Annotated in this window: 20 protein-coding genes; 5 read left to right on the forward strand and 15 right to left on the reverse strand. The window is 38.4% G+C overall.

Annotated features, from left to right (window positions below; genetic code table 11):
- Positions 1-198: 198 nt before the first annotated feature.
- The 11 genes from RM529_RS05470 to RM529_RS05520 form a co-directional block, all read right to left on the reverse strand.
- Positions 199-420, reverse strand: a complete 222-nt coding sequence (locus RM529_RS05470) for a DUF6095 family protein (RefSeq protein ID WP_311483744.1) — start codon at positions 418-420, stop codon at positions 199-201.
- An 18-nt stretch (positions 421-438) separates the two neighbouring features.
- The gene (locus tag RM529_RS05475) at positions 439-1,251 is read right to left on the reverse strand and encodes a DUF4249 domain-containing protein (RefSeq protein ID WP_311483745.1); all 813 of its coding nucleotides are present in this window, start codon (positions 1,249-1,251) and stop codon (positions 439-441) included.
- Positions 1,252-1,253: 2 nt separating this feature from the next.
- On the reverse strand, positions 1,254-3,626 hold the full coding sequence (locus RM529_RS05480) for a TonB-dependent receptor (RefSeq protein WP_311483746.1): 2,373 nt from the start codon (positions 3,624-3,626) through the stop codon (positions 1,254-1,256).
- A 61-nt stretch (positions 3,627-3,687) separates the two neighbouring features.
- Positions 3,688-4,914 carry a multidrug effflux MFS transporter gene (locus RM529_RS05485; protein ID WP_311483747.1) on the reverse strand — a complete coding sequence of 409 codons (1,227 nt, stop codon included), beginning with the start codon at positions 4,912-4,914 and terminating at the stop codon, positions 3,688-3,690.
- A gap of 186 nt (positions 4,915-5,100) precedes the next feature.
- Positions 5,101-6,042, reverse strand: a complete 942-nt coding sequence (locus RM529_RS05490; protein WP_311483748.1) for a glycosyltransferase family 2 protein — start codon at positions 6,040-6,042, stop codon at positions 5,101-5,103.
- On the reverse strand, positions 6,039-6,953 hold the full coding sequence (locus RM529_RS05495) for a glycosyltransferase family 2 protein (RefSeq protein WP_311483749.1): 915 nt from the start codon (positions 6,951-6,953) through the stop codon (positions 6,039-6,041). The genes RM529_RS05490 and RM529_RS05495 overlap by 4 nt, the downstream gene beginning before the upstream one ends.
- A 147-nt stretch (positions 6,954-7,100) precedes the next feature.
- Positions 7,101-9,323 carry an NADP-dependent isocitrate dehydrogenase gene (locus RM529_RS05500; RefSeq protein ID WP_311483750.1) on the reverse strand — a complete coding sequence of 741 codons (2,223 nt, stop codon included), beginning with the start codon at positions 9,321-9,323 and terminating at the stop codon, positions 7,101-7,103.
- 601 nt (positions 9,324-9,924) lie between these two features.
- Positions 9,925-10,278, reverse strand: coding sequence for a 50S ribosomal protein L19 (gene rplS / locus RM529_RS05505; RefSeq protein WP_311483751.1), 354 nt, complete (start codon positions 10,276-10,278; stop codon positions 9,925-9,927).
- A 112-nt stretch (positions 10,279-10,390) separates the two neighbouring features.
- Positions 10,391-11,077, reverse strand: a complete 687-nt coding sequence (trmD, locus tag RM529_RS05510) for a tRNA (guanosine(37)-N1)-methyltransferase TrmD (RefSeq protein WP_311483752.1) — start codon at positions 11,075-11,077, stop codon at positions 10,391-10,393.
- Positions 11,078-11,138: 61 nt separating this feature from the next.
- Complete coding sequence (locus tag RM529_RS05515) at positions 11,139-11,723, reverse strand: hypothetical protein (RefSeq protein WP_311483753.1); 585 nt, start codon at positions 11,721-11,723, stop codon at positions 11,139-11,141.
- Between the two features lie 250 nt (positions 11,724-11,973).
- Entirely contained in the window at positions 11,974-13,383 is a 1,410-nt protein-coding gene (locus RM529_RS05520; protein ID WP_311483754.1) for a trypsin-like peptidase domain-containing protein, read from the reverse strand.
- Between the two features lie 136 nt (positions 13,384-13,519).
- Here RM529_RS05520 and dapF point away from each other — a divergent pair, with 136 nt between their 5' ends.
- The 4 genes from dapF to RM529_RS05540 all read left to right on the forward strand — a co-directional run bounded on the left by dapF (position 13,520) and on the right by RM529_RS05540 (position 16,748).
- On the forward strand, positions 13,520-14,311 hold the full coding sequence (gene dapF / locus RM529_RS05525) for a diaminopimelate epimerase (RefSeq protein WP_311483755.1): 792 nt from the start codon (positions 13,520-13,522) through the stop codon (positions 14,309-14,311).
- A complete protein-coding gene (locus RM529_RS05530; protein WP_311483756.1) occupies positions 14,305-14,832 on the forward strand; it encodes a GNAT family N-acetyltransferase in 528 nt (175 codons plus the stop codon). Before dapF ends, RM529_RS05530 begins: the two co-directional genes overlap by 7 nt.
- Positions 14,825-15,868, forward strand: coding sequence for an endolytic transglycosylase MltG (mltG, locus tag RM529_RS05535; RefSeq protein ID WP_311483757.1), 1,044 nt, complete (start codon positions 14,825-14,827; stop codon positions 15,866-15,868). Before RM529_RS05530 ends, mltG begins: the two co-directional genes overlap by 8 nt.
- Before the next feature lie 211 nt (positions 15,869-16,079).
- Positions 16,080-16,748 carry a peptidoglycan-binding protein LysM gene (locus tag RM529_RS05540; protein WP_311483758.1) on the forward strand — a complete coding sequence of 223 codons (669 nt, stop codon included), beginning with the start codon at positions 16,080-16,082 and terminating at the stop codon, positions 16,746-16,748.
- Here RM529_RS05540 and RM529_RS05545 read toward each other — a convergent pair.
- The 3 genes from RM529_RS05545 to dnaA all read right to left on the reverse strand — a co-directional run bounded on the left by RM529_RS05545 (position 16,745) and on the right by dnaA (position 19,438).
- The gene (locus RM529_RS05545) at positions 16,745-17,476 is read right to left on the reverse strand and encodes an SAM-dependent methyltransferase (protein ID WP_311483759.1); all 732 of its coding nucleotides are present in this window, start codon (positions 17,474-17,476) and stop codon (positions 16,745-16,747) included. The two genes, RM529_RS05540 and RM529_RS05545, sit on opposite strands and share 4 nt — an antisense overlap.
- Before the next feature lies 1 nt (position 17,477).
- Entirely contained in the window at positions 17,478-17,939 is a 462-nt protein-coding gene (locus RM529_RS05550; protein WP_311483760.1) for a low molecular weight protein-tyrosine-phosphatase, read from the reverse strand.
- Between the two features lie 71 nt (positions 17,940-18,010).
- Positions 18,011-19,438 (reverse strand): chromosomal replication initiator protein DnaA, encoded by a 1,428-nt coding sequence (gene dnaA, locus RM529_RS05555; RefSeq protein ID WP_311483761.1) that lies wholly within the window; start codon positions 19,436-19,438, stop codon positions 18,011-18,013.
- Between the two features lie 208 nt (positions 19,439-19,646).
- On the opposite strand from dnaA, the gene RM529_RS05560 reads away from it, so the two are divergent.
- Positions 19,647-20,045: an acyl-CoA thioesterase gene (locus RM529_RS05560; RefSeq protein WP_311483762.1), complete on the forward strand. Its 399-nt coding sequence runs from the start codon at positions 19,647-19,649 to the stop codon at positions 20,043-20,045.
- Here the strand turns inward: RM529_RS05560 and RM529_RS05565 are convergent.
- Positions 20,042-20,650, reverse strand: a complete 609-nt coding sequence (locus RM529_RS05565) for an IMPACT family protein (RefSeq protein ID WP_311483763.1) — start codon at positions 20,648-20,650, stop codon at positions 20,042-20,044. The two genes, RM529_RS05560 and RM529_RS05565, sit on opposite strands and share 4 nt — an antisense overlap.
- Between the last annotated feature and the right edge of the window lie 26 nt (positions 20,651-20,676).

A 20,676-nucleotide genomic window follows, 5' to 3' on the forward strand; every position in this document is an offset into this window, starting at 1 on the left:
AATTCTTGTATTATGATTTTACCCGTCCGTTTTTATCAGCCTTTCGGCTGACAAAGCTAGCTTCCCTTGAAAAAAGAAGGAGCTATTGAAATTTTGAATGATGCCTGAAAATTGGCAAATATCGATCTTTAGTATGAATATCGACGTGAGGGATAGGAGCGGACTTCCATCGTTAACTTTACCTTTCCTAATGAGAAGCTAGTCAAAAAGTGCTTTTATCAAGGTTACAATTCCTTTAAAAATAAAGAAGATGGCGGCGGCAGAAAATAATATTCCGCCAATGAGAATTGGAATATATAGGGGTTTGTCCTGGTTGTTAAAAGCGCTGAAAATTATAGAAGGACCTACTAGTATAAGTGGCATCGCAATTAAGAGGTACTTGATTCCTTTTCCTAAAACATCGCGATTAGTACGTTTCATTTTTTTAATTTTTCTTGATTATTCTACTACGTAACTGGCCGTGTCTACCTGAGAAAGCTGAAAATAACCTAATGGATAATTTTCTTGATTGGTCTGGTTCACAATATTTCCTTTTAAGGTTGCGGGCTTGGTTTCAAAAGGGCCACCGGCATTTGTGCCTATTTGTGAACGTAATATAAAAAGATATTCGTAATAGGGTCTGGAGATACCGGCCATTTCTATAGAAACCTGATCCCCTGCTTCTAAATCCTCATCTGAATAGTAACCGAAGATCTGATTCCCGTTTGTGAACTCATCTTCGTAAATCTCAAAAGTGGTTCTTTCTTCTTTAAAGGAGAAAAAATAATAATTCTCTGCGTCTGCAGGATCGGTGTAGTATGTCTTTATTTCTATTTCGTCCCCGTTAAAGCCTCCGTTTGTGGTCTGCTCTACAAAATCTATATCTACAACAGGGATTAGTGTTTCAGTAGCGGTGTAAAGTTGCTCATTATGTTGCACACTCAACTGGTATTGCATTTCCAGAACAGGGTTAAAATAAAAATTTTGGTAAATTCCTTCTGAAGTATGTTGAAATACGTAAACCACACCATCCTCGTCTGTAATTTGTACTTGAGCATTAGTTACGGGAGGTGTTTCTTGTTCATAAAACGGAGAAGTAGTGGATAATCTTATAGATTGCATGTTTCCCTGTGTTCCTTTAATCCACTTAACGGAGGCTTCAATTACAAGACGTGGTTCACTTTCCTTCAAATCTACCTCTACTACATCTTCGCAGGAAATAAGCAAAATCATGCTCTGCAGTAGTACTATTATTTTTAAAGTTCGTATCATTTTCAGAATTTGAAATTATAGGTAATGGAAGGGATTATACCAAAGAGGGATAATCGTACCGCCTCATTTCTCTGGGTATCCAGGTTTTGACGAAAAGAAATGGAATAGGCATTTTTGCGATTGTATATATTGTAGATCCCGAAATTCCATGAGGATTCATAGGTTTTGTTTCCTTTTTTATTAGGCGTGTAGGTGGCAGATAGGTCCATCCTGTGATAGGCCGGTAGGCGGTTGCTGTTGCGTTTGGAATAAACCGGGACAGTAATATTCATATACTTGTAGTTGCCGGTAGGATAAGTGGTTGCCAGCCCTGTTTGGAAAACAAAGTTGGCATTGAATTGCCATTTTTTATTCAGATCATAAGACGTGGTTAGGCTTAGATCGTGAGTTTTGTCAAAGTTGGTGTTATACCAGTCTCCGTTGTTGATGCCGGTTTCGTTGGCCGTACGACCGGGAGTTTGTTGTTCAGATCTTGAGAGGGTGTAGGCAAGCCATCCTGTAAGTTTTCCCGTATTCTTTTTCAGTAAGACCTCGAGACCGTATGCTCTTGCTCTCCCATTAAGAACAGCAGTTTCAATAGCATTGTTGGCTATTAAATTGGCACCGTTAAGGTAATCTATCCGGTTTTTGATTTTCTTATAAAAGCTTTCTACCTCAAGCGAAAATTTACCATTATCGATATTGCGGAAGTACCCAACGGCGACCTGATCCAGGATTTGTGGTTCTATGTAAGGGCCACTGGGCGTCCAGACATCTGTTGGAGTAGGGGAGCTCGTATTGGAAATTAGATGTAAATACTGCGTCATCCGGTTGTAACCGGCCTTAAACGACTCATTTTCATTCAGCTTATACGATATGGATAACCTAGGCTCCAGATTAAGAAACGATGCTATGACTTTACTGCGGCTATCGGTTTGCACTCCAATGGGCGTGGCTTCTGTGTAAATATCCTGCGACTCGTTATAAACTACCGGAAGATCATTTTCATAAACATTCAGTTCGTCCTGTCCTAACCGGAAAAATCCGCTTAATCGGGCTCCGTATTCAGCACTAATTTTATCTGAAATATCGTGTTCTGCTGAAAAATACAGAGCACTTTCCAGTGCGTATTTATTGTTAAGCTTAAGATAATTAATACCTGAATCTTCACCTGTAGGCTGAATTTCTCCGGGATTAAACTCATAGTACGTGTTATGCAAGCCGTACTTCAACTGGAATTTATCGTTGAGATAATGATTAAAATCGTACTTTAAATTGAAGTTTTTGATTCCGCTGTCCCAGTTAAACTGTACGAGATTAAGCTGGAGGCCATAGTGGTAATCACTGTAGATGAGAGATAAATTACTAAAAAGATTATCAGAATTTAAGTGATTCCACCTCAGGTTTAGCACCGTATTTCCATAAGTGTTCTCAAAATTTTCGCTAATGCTAAAGACATCTCTCCCAAAATACCCTGAAAAGAGCAATTTGTTTTTAGCATCAATCCTATAGCTGAGTTTGGTATTAAGGTCATAGAAATATGCAGAATTTTCATTATCTGTTAACTTAAGAAAAAGATGAGCATAAGAACTTCTTCCACCAATTAAAAAGGAACCTTTGTCTTTCACAATAGGACCTTCTGCCAGGAGCCTGCTGGAAATGACACCTATACCTCCCTGCGCCTCAAATTCTTTGCTGTTCCCATCTCGCTGATAGATATCGAGTACCGAAGAAACCCTGCCCCCGTATTTTGCAGGAATTCCCCCCTTGTATAGCTTTAAATCCTTTATCGCGTCGGGATTAAAGACAGAAAAGAACCCGAACAAGTGGGACGAGTTAAAAATTGTAGCTTCATCTAACAGAATTAGATTTTGGTCTGCAGCGCCTCCACGCACATTAAATCCAGAAGACCCTTCGCCCGCGTTAGATACTCCCGGAAGTAAAAGTAGTGATTTGACGATATCTACTTCCCCAAAAACCACGGGCAGTTTTTGAATAGTGTTTATAGAAAGTTTATTTACGCTCATTGCCGGACTTTCAATATCTATACCTTCAACATCTTCTGAAATAACAACTTCCTCAAGGTTCTCTGAAGATTCCGTCATCCCGATGTTAACCGAAGTATCCTTGGTAAGGTTAATTTGCCGTGATATTGTTTCATAACCTAAATATGAAATTTGTATGGTGTAGGTGCCTTCGGGAAGTTTTATAGAAAAAAAACCATACTCATTAGTGACAACGCCTGTGCTTTGAGAAGGAATAATAACATTTACACCAATAAGTGTTTCATTGCTGGCAGCATCTGTTATGGTGCCGCTTATGTTAAATGTCTCCTGGGCTTGAAACAGGGAAGAGGATAAACAAAATATAAGAAGTAGGAGCTTTTGGATATTCAATTTTTCTGTAAAGATACATTACAGGAGCCTAATTAAAAAAGCTTTAGGTTTTGTTGAAACTTTAATGACCACTAAGTGCGAGCTTTCTTTTTTCTTTTCCCGAAAAGCGGAGTAGTAAAAGAAAACTTACCATTAAACAAAACAACAAAACAACAGCCAAAGGAATTACTCCCGGATCATGAAAAAGGCTGATTGTAAAGGAAGCCAAAGCTCCCAGGATCATCTTTAAACTACCTATTAATGCTGAAGCTCTTCCTGCTTTGGTGGCGAAAGGTTCCAGGGACAGCGCTGTGGTATTAGGGTTTTGAAATCCAAGGAGGAATAAAATAAAGAAAAGCAGTCCCACTGTCACATAAAAGTTTGGGCCCATCATTCCGTTTAAAAGGAATAGAAAGGCTAATCCAACCAGAATTATGCTGTTAAAAAAAGTGATTTGGAAGGTGGTAAATTTTTTCAGGAACAAGCGGTTTATCTGGCTTCCTAATATCAGGCCGGCCGCATTAATTCCAAACAACATTCCGAATTCCTTTTGAGAGAGGTCAAAATTTCCCATGAACAGCTTAGGAGCGTCAGAAATATAGGCAAACATAGCTCCAATAGTAAAACTTCCTGCCATGGAAAAACTCCAGAATTTCTCATGTGTGAGAATGCCAAAGTATTTGCTAAGGATTGGTTTTGCCCGGAGTTGTACTTTTTTATTTGGAACAATACTTTCCGGAAGAAATCTATAGACGCTCAGGATCATTAAAAAACTAAAAAGTGCCAGGAACAGAAAAATAGTCTTCCATCCAAGACTTTCAATAATAAAACTTCCTACGGTTGGAGCAATAATTGGAGCTCCACCCATAATTAACATTAAGACGGAAATTGCGCCGGCAACTTCGTTTACCGGGAAGATATCCCTTACAACAGCTTTTGCGGCAACCATCCCGGCGGCTGCCCCAATAGCAAGAAAAAACCGGGAAACGATTAACCACTCCAGGTTTGGCGAATAGAAACAACTAAGAGCTGCAATAAAATAAATAAGAAGACCCGTTAGCAGAGGCTTCTTTCTTCCGTATTTATCCATTATTGGTCCATATGCCAACTGCCCAAGAGAAATACCTATAAAGTAGCTGGTTAAAGTAAGTCCGACTTTCCCTATAGTGGTGTCAAAATCATCGGCTATCCTTGCGAAACCTGGAAGGTAGGCATCTATTGAAAAAGGCCCGAGAGCAATAAGGGTTCCCAGAACCACAAGAATAATGGATTCTTTTTTCTTATTTCTTCCCTCTGGTGAATTTTTCATTTTGCAAAGTTCGTAAATTGGAACCTTCTATAAAGTTTCATACTCTGGTTTAACGTATCATTAGTACGGTTATAGGGATATAGTAATTTTAAGGAATTATTTTTTGAGAATCTGAAGATTATTGGGAAGAAAAGTGAGTTTGTGAAAAGATACATCCAGCTTGTTTCTCAAAGTATTTTTCCGGGGCTACTTTTTAAGAGGGATTTGTTTTACGAGTAGTTTGTCCCTTACTCTGGATTGGAGTCTTAAGGATTTATAAAGAAGATTGGGGGTACGTTCAAGAAAAAAACTTTCATTTACACTAAGCCATTCCGGGTGTTTGTCTTTTGTAGAAAAGTACAAAGCAGATTTTGCCTGCCTAACGTAGAAATGGTTTTTAATATTTATTTTTTCAGCTATTGCGTCGTCAATAAAATTCCAGCTTTTAATGTAGCTATTTATGCCAGATTTGGTATCTCTCCTGGTACTTATGCGGTTTCCGCTGCCTGTGCGGTAAAGGACGTAGGTTTCCTTACAAAATATCACTTCTGAAGAATGTAGGATCACACGGGTGAAAAATTCCCCGTCCTGGTTTATTTTTAGCTCATTTTTCCATTCTCCTGATTTTTTCAGGAGTATACGCGGAATAAGATAAGCGTGTATGGGTAAAAAAGTAAACCATTTGGCAAAGCGGTTTAACAATCTTAGAGGTTCTTTTGTGCTGATATAGGAAGCAAGACCTTCATAAATTCGCGGATACTTCCATTTTGGTTTTAATCCGCCCCACTTGCAGGTTGCGAAGCTTAGGGGAGAAGCATTTTCCAATTTTTTTAGCTGAACTTCAAATTTATTTAAGCTGAGTTTATCATCAGAATCAAGAAACTGAATATAATCACCTGAAGACTTCTCTATTCCAATATTTCTGCAGGTACAGGCGCCTTTTTCCCGTCCATCGGGTCTTTTAAAATACTTGAAGCGTTCATCACGTAGATATTTTTTAATTACATCTTTCGTATTGTCTCCAGAGCCATCATCTATAATAAGACACTCCCAATTAGCGTATGTTTGATCAAGTACAGAATCCAGGGTTTCATTTATAATATGAGCCCGGTTGTATGTTGGTATTATTACCGAAATTGTTGGTTTCACAGATTTGATTTCAACTTTGAAAAAATTTTCAGGAAAAAGTAATTGAAGAGAGACATTCGCGAATTAAAAAAATCCGGGTATTCTTCAATTACAGCGGGATTATGCTTCTTAATGCGTTTATAAAAATTCAGCTTTCCCTGCTTTACGAAGACATGATTTTTAATTCCGATACTACGGTATATTTCTTCTTCAATACTCTTCCAGGCCTTAATATAGCTTGCAATTCCTTCTTCAGATAAAAGTCCGTTAAGGCGATTGCCTGCTCCTTGCTTATAAATGGCATATGTGTGGGATGAGAAAACAATTTCTGAACTGCTTAAGATCATACGGCATAGAAACTCCCCATCGTCGCTTACCGTTAATTGTTCGTTCCAGTTTCCGACTTTTTCTACTAGCGCTTTAGGAATAAGGTAAACATGAAGAGGGAAATAGGTAAAATTCTCTCCGAATGTGGTAAGTAACTGCTGCGGATTTTTTGTACTGTAATAGGTTGGCAATTTCTCATGAATCTTCGGAAATTCCCAATCTGGCTGCATTCTTCCCCATTTTGAAGTTGCTATGGCATTTGGGCTTGATTTCTTAAGCAATCCAATTTGTTCTTCCAGTTTATTTTCAGCAATAATATCATCAGAATCCAGAAACTGAATAAATTCTCCTGCTGCGTTTTCCAAACCTATATTTCGGCAGGAGGCTGCACCTTTTTTCCTGCTTTTTGGTCGTTGGATGTAGCTTAACCTTGAATCGTGGAAAATTTTTTTCTTTAGCAATTGCTCTGTTCCATCTGTAGAACCGTCATCAATAACAATACATTCCCAATTTTGATGTGTTTGATTAAAGACACAATCTAAAGTCTCTATAATCGTATGTGCACGGTTAAAAGTGGGAATAATTATGGAAACTTCTGGTTTCATCTACTCTGGGCTGGGAAATTATTTCTTCTATTACAATAGCAATATAAAAAAGGCTGTCCTAAATTCATTTAAAGTCAACATGTAAATTACATGAGGACGATAATTGGCAATTTTGGACAGCCTCTTTAGAATTATACTTTCTGAACTTTAGTTCGCTAAAATCTGATTCAGAGTTTCACTAGGTCTCATGGCCTTAGAGGTTAGCTCCTCATCTGGTTTATAATATCCTCCTATGTTCACAGAAGAACCCTGAGCTTCGATCAATTCTTTTACAATTTCATCTTCTTTTATCTCCAGGACTCTTGCTATTTTTTCAAAATATTCCTTCATTTCCGAATCTTTTTCCTGATTTGCGAGAGCCTGTGCCCAATAGAGTGCCAAATAGAAATGGCTTCCCCTGTTATCCAGCTCATTCACTTTACGGGAAGGCGATTTTCTATTATCCAGGAACTTGTCTGTAGCATCGTCTAAAGCTTCAGATAAAACAAGGGCTTTTTTGTTATCATATTTTTGACCCGCATGTTCCAGTGAAACTGCCAGTGCAAGAAATTCTCCTAAAGAATCCCATCGTAAATGTCCTTCTTCAACAAATTGCTGAACATGTTTAGGGGCAGATCCGCCGGCACCGGTTTCAAATAAACCACCACCATTCATAAGCGGTACAATAGAAAGCATTTTTGCACTTGTTCCCAACTCCAGTATTGGAAAAAGATCGGTTAAATAATCTCTAAGTACGTTTCCTGTTACAGATACGGTATCTTTTCCATCTTTTACCCTTCTAAGCGTAAATTCTGTAGCTTCAACAGGAGACAGTATTCTAATGTCCAGCCCATCGGTATCATGCTCTGGTAGGTATTTCTGAACTTTATCAATTAATTGTGCATCATGTGCTCTTTCGTTATCAAGCCAGAAAACCGTTGGGTTACCGGTAGCTTTTGCACGATTTACGGCAAGTTTTACCCAATCTCTTACAGGAGCATCTTTTACCTGGCACATTCTCCAGATATCACCTTCTTCTACTGCATGTTCTAAGAGTACCTCTCCGGCATTGTTTATAACACGTACAGTTCCTTTTTCAGGAATTTCAAAAGTTTTATCATGGGAACCATATTCTTCTGCCTTTTGGGCCATTAAACCAACATTAGGAACTGTTCCCATGGTCGTTGGATCAAATGCGCCGTTTTTCTTACAAAAATCTATTGTGGCCTGGTAAACTCCGGCATAACTGCTATCTGGAATAACAGCTTTTGCATCCTGCTGTTTTCCTTCTGCATTCCACATCTGGCCAGATGTTCTAATCATAGCGGGCATAGATGCATCAATAATCACATCGCTTGGTACGTGCAGGTTGGTAATTCCTTTATCAGAATTAACCATGGCAAGGTCAGGGCCGTCTTTTAGATCTGATTGTATAGCTGCATCTATTTCTTGTTTTTTATCTTCCGGAAGCTTGTCCAAAGCACTTAGAATATCTCCCAGACCGCTGTTTGGATCGGCACCCGCTTCTTTAAGGTCCTGTCCGTATTTCTGAAAAATATCCTGAAAAAAGACTTTTACAGCATGACCAAAAATAATAGGATCAGAAACTTTCATCATTGTAGCCTTCATATGAAGAGAAAAAAGTACATTCTTGTCTTTGGCGTCCTGAACCTGTTTTCTCAAAAATTCTACAAGTGCTTTTCTATTCATTACGGCGGCATCAATAATTTCGCCGGTCAATAAATGAATGTTGTCCTTTAATACTTTTTTCTCACCTTGGTTAGAAGTAAACTCAATGGTTACATCTCCTTCTTTGGCAATAGTAACAGACTTTTCGGTATGTCTAAAATCACCTGAATCCATTGTGGCAACGTGAGTTTTTGAATCTGCACTCCATTCTCCCATCTTGTGCGGATTCTTTTTAGCAAAATTCTTAACGGCTTTAGGTGCACGCCTATCGGAATTTCCTTCCCTTAACACAGGATTTACGGCACTACCTTTTACTTTATCATAATTAGCCCTGATTTTCTTTTCTTCTTCAGACGAAGGTTCATCAGGATAGTTGGGGATATCAAATCCTTTTTCCTGAAGTTCTTTTATAGCTGCCTTTAGCTGAGGAATAGAGGCACTGATATTTGGGAGCTTTATAATATTTGCTTCCGATTTTTTGGCAAGTTCTCCAAGTTCTGCAAGGGCATCAGAAACTTTTTGGTCATCTTTTAAATATTCAGGAAATTGGGAAAGGATTCTTCCAGCCAGGGAAATATCTTTAATTTCAAGATCGATATTTGCTGTTTCTGTAAATTTTTGCACTATAGGTAGAAAAGAATACGTGGCCAGTGCAGGAGCCTCATCAGTTTTGGTATAAATAATTTTGGTTTGTTGTGCCATTTTTTATGTGTTTTTATGATAAGATTATTTAGCAAACGCCCTGGTGTTAGCCAGGGCGTCCTCAACCCCCGCAATATAACATAATTAAGGCTTTTTTCATAACCTGAAAAGACTAAAAGCTTCCTAAAACTTAGAGCAAATAAAAAAGCCATTTCATCTTAGTAACTAAAATGAAATGGCTTCTACTGAAATAATCTCTTATTCACCACGGAATTTATCCTTAAGCTCAAAGGCTTTTAGGTGGAGGTCATTTCATCCGGGACAACTGTTTACTTTAGAAGTAAAGTGCTCCGGAAAGGGTTTTATCTTTCAAACTACTTTTGACACAGCAAAAAATTAACGTTATATAGAAGATAAAAACCAGATGCAAAGACTTTTTTTCTTTACATACAAATTCTAGTTTTCATGGAAAATCCTTTTGTCATTTCTTTGAAGCTAGATTCTTTACTTAAAATTAAAGAGAAACTTCTTTTCAGAAAACAATTTTAGCTTTTGTTTAACTATTTTGTTTTCAACACTTTATAAACAGCTTTTATTCACATTTGTTCATAAAAAAAGCCTCCGGTACCGGAGGCTTTTACAGCTTACTTTATAAGAGAAATTATTTTCTCTTTTGTTCTTTAATACGAGCTTTTTTACCGGTAAGTTCTCTAAAGTAATAGATCCTTGCTCGTCTAACTTTACCTCTTTTGTTTATCTCAATCTTTTGGATTGCCGGTAAATTTAGAGGGAAAATACGTTCAACACCCACAGTACCACTCATTTTTCTAATGGTAAATGTTTGAGAGGCCCCGGTTCCTCTTTTTTGGATTACAACTCCTCTGAAGAACTGAGTACGGGTTTTCTGACCTTCCTTAATTTCGTAATACACGGTAATTGTGTCTCCGGCTGAAAATTCAGGTAAATCTTTTTTTGCAACGAACTCTTCCTGAACGTACTTAATTAATGATTCCATATTTCTTTGTTTAAAATATTTCTGAAATAACATTCACGGTTTTCGCCAGAGGTTATTTTAGAATGAGTGCAAAAGTAAATATTTTAATTTTAAATGCAAGTCCCTTAGTTTGTTATTTTTCATCCTCTTCAAGTAAATCGGGACGCAGATTTTTGGTTCGCAGATAGGCCTGTTCTTCCCGCCATTCCTCAATCTTTGGAAAGTTACCTGAAGTTAATATTTCCGGAACCTGCCAGCCCTTATAATCTGCAGGCCTGGTATATACCGGGGGAGCCAGTAAATTATCCTGAAAAGAATCGGTTAAGGCTGAAGTTTCGTTACCCAAAACGCCGGGAATTAGCCTGATTACAGCATCGCATAAAATAGCTGCGCCCAGTTCGCCGCCAGAGAGTACATAATCCCCAATAGAAATTTCTTTGGTGATAAATTGATCCCTCACTCTCTGGTCCACACCTTTATAGTGACCGCAGAGGATGATGATATTTTCAAGTAAGGAAATTTTATTAGCCAGTTTCTGATGCAGTCGTTCCCCATCGGGGGTCATATAAATTACTTCGTCATAATTCCTTTCAGATTTTAACTGCGAAATACATTTGTCTATGGGTTCCACCATCATTACCATCCCGGCACCTCCGCCAAATTGATAGTCGTCTATTTGTTTATAATTGTCAGTCACATAATCGCGCAAATTATGAAGGTGAATCTCTACATGCCCTTTTTCGATTGCGCGTTTTAAAATAGATGCTTCAAAAGGGCTCTTTAAAATATCGGGAACCACTGTAATGATGTCAATGCGCATAACAATTGCTGTGTTTTTAGGAAGCAAAGATGGGAATTATTACCAGATTTTGACGAATTCCCTATGGATTAGAAGATTTGTTCCGCTCGTCCTGCAACAGTCTCCCCAGTCGTTGTTCTTTCTCAAGGGCTTTTGCCCGATAAGCATCAAACTCCCGTTCAGTCTCTTCCAGTTTTTTTCGTGCTTCTTTTGTGGTAGCATGGGAACTTTTAAATTTATAGATAAAGAGTAGAAGAGCAAGAATAAGAATACCTACCACACTCCACATTACTGTTTTATAACCTCCTTTGCTAAATGGCATTCCCAGGAAGGTAATAGCATCTTTTTCGTTGTTGACCTTTTCTAAATCAGCTTCAGTATCCTGTAGTTGTGTCTCAAATTCTTCCAGTTCCTCGTTTTGCCTGTCTATAGTATTTTGCTGGGTCGTAATTTCATTTTTTAGCTCTTCAATATATTCTGAAGTGGTATTCCGAAGCTCTATAAGCCTGTCATATTCCACAACTTTATACCCCTGGTAATTATTCGAGGTTTCAATAAGTTCATCAAACTCTGCCCGAATTGGCTGATTGTTTTGAAGACTGTCCTGAGCTTTTACCTGCGTTAAAAGTGCAGAAAAAAGCAAAAAGGTAAAAATAGTTCTGTTCATTCCTTTAGAGGTTTCATTTTTTGGTTCTATCACACAACGTTCCCTCAAAAAAGTTATTGCCGATAAATTTTCCTGAATGCAAATTTCCTGAAAAAGAATGGATTTGCAAATAGATGCAATTCTTAATATTGCATTTTTTTATTGCTCTTCTGTACTGTCTTTAAACAAAATATCTTCTATAGGTTTAGGTAAGGCAAAAAAAAAAGCTCCTTCTTAAAGAAGAGGGAGCTTTTAAACAGGGTTAGAAAAATTACCTCCAAACGACCCTTTGTTTTTCAACATTTTCGTCAATAAAAGTTACAACAACAGGATCTGAACTTCTTTTTCCTTCAATTATTCTTTCAACATCCTGGATGTTATGGACTTCTTCATTGTTAATTTCGGTAATAATGTTGCCGGCCAACTCATCTGCAGGAAGATCGTTCCTTAAGATCTGGTTTATTTTCACTCCATAATCTGTATTGTACCGGCGTAATTCATCTTTGGACGCATTAGCTACTTCCAGTCCTATAGATCTAATTCTATAAACCTCATATTTTGTAAGGGTTACTGTTACTTCCCGTTCACGCCCGTCTCGTAAAAGAGTTACTGCAACCTTATCACCAGGACGTTTTGAGTTAATATATCCTGTAAGGTCAGAAAGCTTGTTGATCTCGATATTGTCAATTTTCCGGATAATGTCATTCTCTCTGATTCCTGCGTTTTCAGCTCCGCTGCCAGGACTAATGTCTGCAACGAGAACGCCTTGTGTGGCATCAAGATCAAATTCTTCAACGGCACGCTGGGTAACACTATATCCTCTTATTCCCAAAATTCCTTTTTGCACATCGCCATATTCCATAATATCTTCAACAATTTTGCGTGCATTGTTGGATGGAACAGCAAAAGCATAACCCACATAGCTTCCGGTTTTTGATGTAATTGCGGTATTAATTCCTATCAATTCGCCATTGATATTTACTAAAGCACCACCACTGTTACCCGGGTTTATTGCAGCATCTGTTTGTATAAAAGATTGAGGGATAGCGTCTGCAGTGTTAAGGTCCCTGGCTTTGGCACTTACTATTCCCGCAGTCACCGTAGATTTTAAATTAAAAGGGTTTCCTACGGCCAATACCCATTCTCCCAACCTCACATTGTTCGAATTCCCAAAAGGAATATAATCCAAACCTTCGGCATCTACTTTTAGCAGGGCGATATCTGAAGCTTTATCAGTCCCTATAACCTCTGCCATGTAGGTTTGATTATTGTTCAAGGTCACTTCCAGTTCACTGGCTCCTTCAATAACATGGTTGTTGGTCACAATATATCCGTCAGGTGTAATTATAACTCCGGAACCTGCTCCCTGCACAGCTTTTCCTTCACTTCCGCCTCTGCGTCCGTAATAAAATTCAAAAGGATTTCTTGATCCATTAAAAACTGCTACATTTTTAACGTGTACCACTGCATGTACAGTATTTTCTGCTGCTTCGGTAAAGTCGGCATTAGTCCCATAAACCCTGTCTGTGTAATTTGCAGGAATAAAATTGCTGGTTGCTTCTGTAGAAGGAAGGGCGAAATTTGATGAAATTGGTTCTTCTTCAAAAAATAATTTATAACTACCTAAGGTAAGAACTCCTCCTAAAACAGAAACAATAAGTAAAGTTGCTAATTTTTTCATATTTCTGAAATGTATTTGTTAATTAAACGGTTAAATTAAAATTTTTAGTATGCTTGCTTTTCAGCTTTAACGACCCTTTAACACCGCAAAATTCTTAAGCTTTATTGTATATTTGTGCCCGTTTTAAACCAGAATTATGAAGATCCAGTTTTATAAATATCAGGGCACCGGGAATGATTTTGTGATGATTGATAATCGTCATAAAATACTTTCCAAAAAGGATACCAAACTTGTCAGGCTTCTTTGCGACCGTAAATTTGGCATAGGAGCTGACGGGCTAATTCTTCTGGAAGAGCCAGACGTAAAAGGCGATGATTTTAAGATGGTTTATTTTAACGCAGACGGGAACGAGAGCAGTATGTGTGGTAATGGTGGAAGATGCCTGGTTGCTTTTGCAAAATATTTGGGAGTAATAGAAAATGAGGCTGTGTTTACTGCAGTAGATGGTCCCCATAAAGCTAAGGTAAAGGCTGGAATGGTGAGTCTCCAGATGCAGAATGTGAGCGAAATCAGAAAATTTGGAAATGTATCCTTTTTGGATACCGGTTCACCACACCATATCGTCTTTACTAAAAATGTAAAAGACCTTAAAGTTAAAGAAGAAGGTGCTGCAATCAGGTATTCTGATGCTTATGTAAATAATGGTGGGACCAATGTAAATTTTGTTGAAGCTGAAGAGGAGAACACATTTTTGGTACGCACCTATGAGCGGGGAGTGGAGGACGAAACATTATCTTGTGGCACCGGCGTTACTGCCGTGGCTATAGCTGCAAATGCTTCTGGTAGAGCCACTGGGAATACTATAAAACTTATTGTACCTGGAGGAGAACTTTCCGTTTCTTTTGAAAAAGAAGAAGAGGACCACTACAAAAATATCTGGCTCACGGGACCGGCAGAACAGGTTTTTAAAGGAGAAATTGAATGCTAACACTGGAAGGGGAAAAAATCTATTTGCGTGCACTGGAGCCCGAAGATCTGGACTTTGTTCACGAGCTCGAAAATACCGAAGATTTTTGGGAAGTGAGTGCGACTCAGGTTCCCTATTCCCGTTTTATGATAAAGAAATACCTGGAAAACGCACATCGCGATATTTATGACTACAGGCAATTACGGCTTGTAATTTGCAACAGGCAGCATAAAGCTATAGGTCTTATAGATATTTTTGACCTGGAGCCGAAAGATCGCAGGGCGGCAATCGGAATTTTAATTTCTGAAACCACCGACCGCGGTAAGGGCTATGGCGCAGAAAGTCTTTCTTTGATCTGTAACTACTGCTTTAAGCACCTTGCACTGCACCAGGTTTACGCCAACATTACTGATGGAAATTTGGCTAGTGTTAATCTTTTTGAAAAAAGAGGTTTTAGAAAAGTGGGTGTGAAAAAAGAATGGAATTTTCTTAATGGAAGCTTTAAGGATGAAATTTTGTACCAACTTGTAAATAATGTCTAAAAAGAACATAATATTTATTGTGGCCGCGGTGGTTGTTATTGCACTCTCTGCTGTGGGCTATTATGCTTATACTAGCGTGTTTTCTGCAAATACAGATTTTTCTGAAGAGCAGGCGGTTGTCTACATTCCGACGGGAGCCGACTACAATACCCTCGTAGATAGCATCCAGCCATTGCTGAAAAATATAGAATCTTTTGAAATGGTAGCCGAAAAGAAAGGATATAAATCCAGTATCCGGCCCGGGCGCTATATTCTGAAGAGGAATATGAATAATAATGAAATTGTGAATGTGCTCAGGAGTAGAAATGCACCAGTTAAAGTGCGCTTCAACAATCAGGAGCGACTGGAAAACCTGGCTGGAAGAATTTCGAATCAAATTGAAGCCGACAGTGCAGAGTTGCTTCAGGCTATGAAAGATCAGCAGTTTTTAGCTAAAAATAATATGTCCGAAAGGGAAGCATTGTCTTTGTATATACCAAATCAATACGAATTTTACTGGAACACTTCCGCTGAAGAATTTAGAAAGAGGATGCAGCAGGAGTATAACAGGTTTTGGACAGAAGAGCGGTTAGAGAAAGCAGAAGAAATAAATCTCACTCCAACACAGGTCATGGTCCTGGCGTCTATTGTTCAAAAGGAAACTGCGAAGGTGGACGAACGCCCAAAGGTCGCAGGAGTTTATATGAATCGTTATAAAAACGGATGGAAACTCGATGCAGATCCTACCGTTATTTATGCTATTAAAGATGAAAGTCAGAAATTCGATACCATTATAAAGCGTGTCCTTTACAAAGACTTGAAACTGGACTCTCCTTATAATACCTATTTATATAAAGAAATTCCTCCGGGACCTATAACGATGCCCGATATTTCGTCTATAGATGCTGTTCTCAATTATCAGGATCACGATTTTTTCTATTTCGTGGCAGATGTTCAAAATTTTGGCTATCATAAATTTGCAGAAACATTGGCGCAGCATAACCGCAATAAACGGGAATATGTTCGTTGGATCAACCAGCAGGGCATAAGGCGATAAGACCATTTTTCGTATTTTTCTTTAACAAGTCTGTAAGTCTTGAAACCCTCCAATGCTATATGTTTGTTAAAGTCCGATACTATTTATATTTGCCTTAACTACTTGTGTATCAAATTAATAAAATTTGTTGTACATTCGCAGCGCAAAATTGAAGGGGGCATTTTGGGCTATTTCCAGTCCAAGGCCATTAACTCTTCAGAAACATAATATTATGCAAAAAAGAAAGAAAATCGCGAAAATTTCAATTTTACCGGCAATTGCAGGTACAATGTTTTTCAGTTTTTCTACCAAAGATGCAGCTAAGCTGGACCTGGAAAGTTTCTCTACTGCAAACCTGGAGTTGGATTATACAGTTGAGCCGTTGCTGGAGGATGAAGCCTTTGAGGAGGTTCATTTAGCGAACCTGCCAAAATTAGGTAAATCTTACCTTGGCTTTAAAGAGGCCCTTGGTTTTAAAGAATCCCGAAGCAATTACAAGTCTGTTAACGAGTACGGCTACATGGGGAAATATCAGTTTGGGAAAGGAACCCTGGAGCTTATTGGGATTTATAACACACAGGAGTTTATGAATTCCCCGGCACTGCAGGAAGCTGCCTTTTATGCAAATGCTTCCAGGAACAAATGGATCTTGATTCGGGATATTAAAAGATTTAGTGGTAAAACAATTAACGGTGTTGAGGTAACTGAGTCTGGAATCCTTGCAGCAGCACATTTGGCAGGTCCAGGAAGTGTAAAGAAGTACCTTAGAAGCTGGGGAGCCCATGCTTTTAGCGATGCTTTTGGTACAAGTATAAAAAATTATATGAAGAAGTTTGGTGGATATGATACTTCATTTATCCAGCCGGAAAAGAGGGCGAAGGCAATCTTGCCAACTGCTTAAAAATCTTTCTGAATAATAAAAATAGTGGGCCTTTTATGAAGGTCCACTTTTGTTTTGGACCAATCTTCCATTGCCTTAGTTATTATATATTCAGATTGAAGGGTAAGTTCACAGGCAATACATAACCTCGTACCGGGGTGCAAATTCTGTTGCATATCTTCCAGAAGTTTATTGTTGCGATACGGAGTTTCGATAAAAATTTGAGCCTGATTCCTTTCTGAGGATATCCGCTCCAGGTTCTTCAGTTCGTGTTTACGCTCCTTTTTATCGATTGGAAGATACCCATGGAAGGTAAATCCCTGTCCGTTCATGCCGCTTCCCATTAAAGCAAGGAGAATAGAGGAGGGGCCAACCAGCGGTATCACCTGAATATTTTCTTCGTGGGCCAGTTTCACCATTTCAGCTCCGGGATCTGCTACTCCCGGGCAGCCTGCCTCACTCATTAATCCAACATTTTTTCCTTCTTTGCAGGCCTTTAAATACGTTGGTAGTGCAGAGGCCTCTGTAAATTTGTTGAGTAAATGCAATTTTAGAGACTGCTGATTCTTACCGGGAACTAGCTTCTTTATTGCCCTTCTTGCGGTCTTTTCGTTCTCAACAATATACTCGTCTGTTTCTTCAATGATCTTTTTTATATGAAGTGGCAGTACTTCCAGGGGATTGGAATCTCCTAAAGTTGTAGGGATCATATAAAGTTTTCCCAGGTATTTAAATGAAGAATCGGCCATATTACTTTAAATCCAGGCGTTGGACAATATTTTCGCAAGCTTCCTCGAGCATTTGATAAACATTTTCGAAGCCCTCATCACCTCCATGGTAAGGATCCGGGACATCTACATTCTCACCGGGAAAGATTTCGTTCAGGATAAGTTGTACTTTTTCTTCGTCATCTTTATTCTCAGTAAGCGATAAAATATTCCGATAATTGGCATTATCCATTACAAAAATATGGTCAAATTCTTCAAAATCTGAAACATCAAACTGCCTGCACTTTTGTTCGGTAATATCAATACTATATTTTCTTCCCACGGCAATAGAACGTTCATCTGGAGCGCAACCTACATGGTAACTTCCCGTTCCGGCAGAATCTATATATACTTTTTCAGGGTCTGTTTTAGCTTTTAAAATTCCTTCAGCCAGGGGTGATCTGCAAATATTGCCGAGGCAAACCATTAAAATTTTGGTTTTCATTTTTCTTTTCTTTTTCAGATCTCTTCAAAAAACGGAAAGAATCCGGTGCTGTTCCAGAATTCAGGAAGAGTTTATATCGTAAGTTTTTTGTTTAGATCTTCCACAAATTTCTTAAACTGCTTATCTGTTGCCGCCAGGTTATCTACCGTTTTACAGGCGTGAAGTACAGTAGCATGATCTCTGCTGCCAATCTGTGAGCCTATACTGGCAAGAGAAGCTTTAGTGAATTTTTTTGCAAAAAACATGGCGATTTGCCTTGCCTGTACAATATGTCTTTTTCGGGTTTTGGATTGTAGCGTGTCTACATCCATCTGGAAATAATCACTCACTACTTTCTGGATATAATCTATGGAAACTTCGCGCTTAGTGTTCTTCACATAATTGTCCACGATCTTCTTAGCCAGATCCAGCGTAATATCTTTCTTGTTAAAGGAAGAGTGGGCGATTAAGGAAATTATCGCGCCTTCCAGTTCCCGAATGTTGGTTTTAATATTATTTGCTAAAAACTCTACAATATCTTCAGGCATTTCTACGCCGTCACGATAGAGTTTATTCTTTATTATAGAAACCCTTGTTTCAAAATCGGGGTTTTGAAGTTCTGCAGAAAGTCCCCATTTAAACCTCGATAAAAGGCGTTGTTCAATATCCTGCATGTCTACTGGAGCCTTATCGCTGGTAAGGATCACCTGCTTCCCATTTTGGTGCAGATGGTTAAAAATGTGAAAAAAGACATCCTGGGTTCCTGCTTTTCCGGAGAGAAGCTGGATATCATCGACGATCAGCACATCTATAATCTGGTAAAAATGAATAAAATCGTTCCTGTTATTCTTTTTAACCGACTCAATATACTGTTGGGTAAATTTTTCTGCGGAAATATATAAAACGGTTTTCTCGGGATATTTATCTTTTATTTCAACTCCAATAGCATGTGCCAGGTGCGTTTTTCCCAATCCAACACCTCCAAAGATTAAAAGCGGATTAAAAGAAGTGCCTCCCGGCTTGTTGGCCACCGCCATTCCGGCAGAGCGTGCCAGCCTGTTGGAATCACCTTCAAGAAAATTGTCGAAACTATAGCTGGGGTTAAGCTGAGACTCAATTTTTACATTTCTTATTCCTGGAATAATAAACGGATTTTTAAGCTCAGGATTCTTGTTTTTAATAGGAACATCAACTTCCTGCGAAGTCATGTTGCTTCGCTGGCTGCTAGGTATTTTTTCAGTAAAAGGCAACTTGTTACCATAGGTGTTTTCCATCTTGATAACATATACCAGTTTTGCTTTTTCACCCAATTCCCGGGTAAGAGAAACTTTTAATAATTTAACATAGTGTTCTTCCAGCCATTCATAGAAAAACTTGGAAGGTACCTGAATGCTAAGAGCACAATCGGTAAGTTTTACAGCTTGTATTGGTTCAAACCAGGTTTTATAGGCCTGAGGTGTGATATTGTCCTTAATAAAAGCTAGACAGCTATTCCAAACTGATTGCGCAGTTTCCGACATGCTAATTTTGACTTATTAATAGGTTAGTAGAAAGTTCAAATTCGTTGCACAGAGAAGCGTTACTTTCTGTACTTAGGCAGAACAAATATGTGAACAAATTATCTGAAAAAAAAATCCTTTTAAGGTTGAATTTTAAGAAAATTTTATGCATACTTCCATCTGTCATTGAAAGTACAAAACCTTGTCCAATTATACTATATTTTAGGCTATGAAATCCCACATTTCTCATGTTAAAGTTCGTTATGCAGAAACCGACCAGATGGGTGTGGTGCATCACGGTAATTATGCTCAATATCTTGAAATGGCCCGTATAGACTGGCTTACCGAGTTAGGGATTTCTTATAAGAGTATGGAAACTAATGGAATTATGCTTCCCGTTTTCGAACTTTCTTTTAAATTTTTAAGGCCTGCGACCTTTGATGAAATTCTTAAAATTGAAACCCGTCTGAAGGAAAAACCCGGCGTAAAAATCGCTTTTGACTATTCAATTTTTAATGAGAAAGAAGAATTGATCACAACCGCAAATACGGTCCTCGTTTTCATGGATTCTGGCACTAGAAAACCAGTAAAATGCCCACCAAATATTCTTGAAAGATTAGGCTTCTAAAGATCCAGCTCCTTAATGTTAACTTTATAGGTAGCATCAAATTTCTCAAAAATTTCATCAGCTTCATTTTTTCTAATCGAAAGAATTATCTTACAATCCAATTCTAATTTTTGATCCAGCACATTTAAGTTATTTTCTTTGATCATCCGCATCACCACATTCATTTCAGGATAATCAAATTTTATCAGAAAAACACGGTCTATACTACGCGTAATCGTTTCAGAAGCTTCCAAAGCCATTTGCGCTGCGGTCTTATAAGCGTTAATTAACCCGCCAACACCAAGTTTTACTCCGCCAAAATAACGCACCACCACAATAAGGATATTAGTGACTTCAAAAGATTGAATTTGTCCATAGATTGGCATTCCTGCCGAGTTGGAAGGCTCCCCGTCGTCGTTTGCGCGATAATGAAAATCCTCCTTGCCCAATTGCCAAGCATAACACCAGTGACGGGCTTTATGGTGTTTGGTTTTTAATTCCTCCAGATAAATGTTTATCTCTTCTTCAGTCTTTACGGGGAAAGCATAACCAAAAAATTTAGAGTTCCGGTCTTTAAACAGTACTTCGCTAGAAGGTTTTGTGATGCTTTTGTACGTGTCTTTCATTTTTAACGAATTTAGATGCCGTAAAT

The organism is Autumnicola edwardsiae (genome assembly GCF_031846505.1).
GTDB classification, from domain to species: Bacteria; Bacteroidota; Bacteroidia; order Flavobacteriales; family Flavobacteriaceae; genus Autumnicola; species Autumnicola edwardsiae.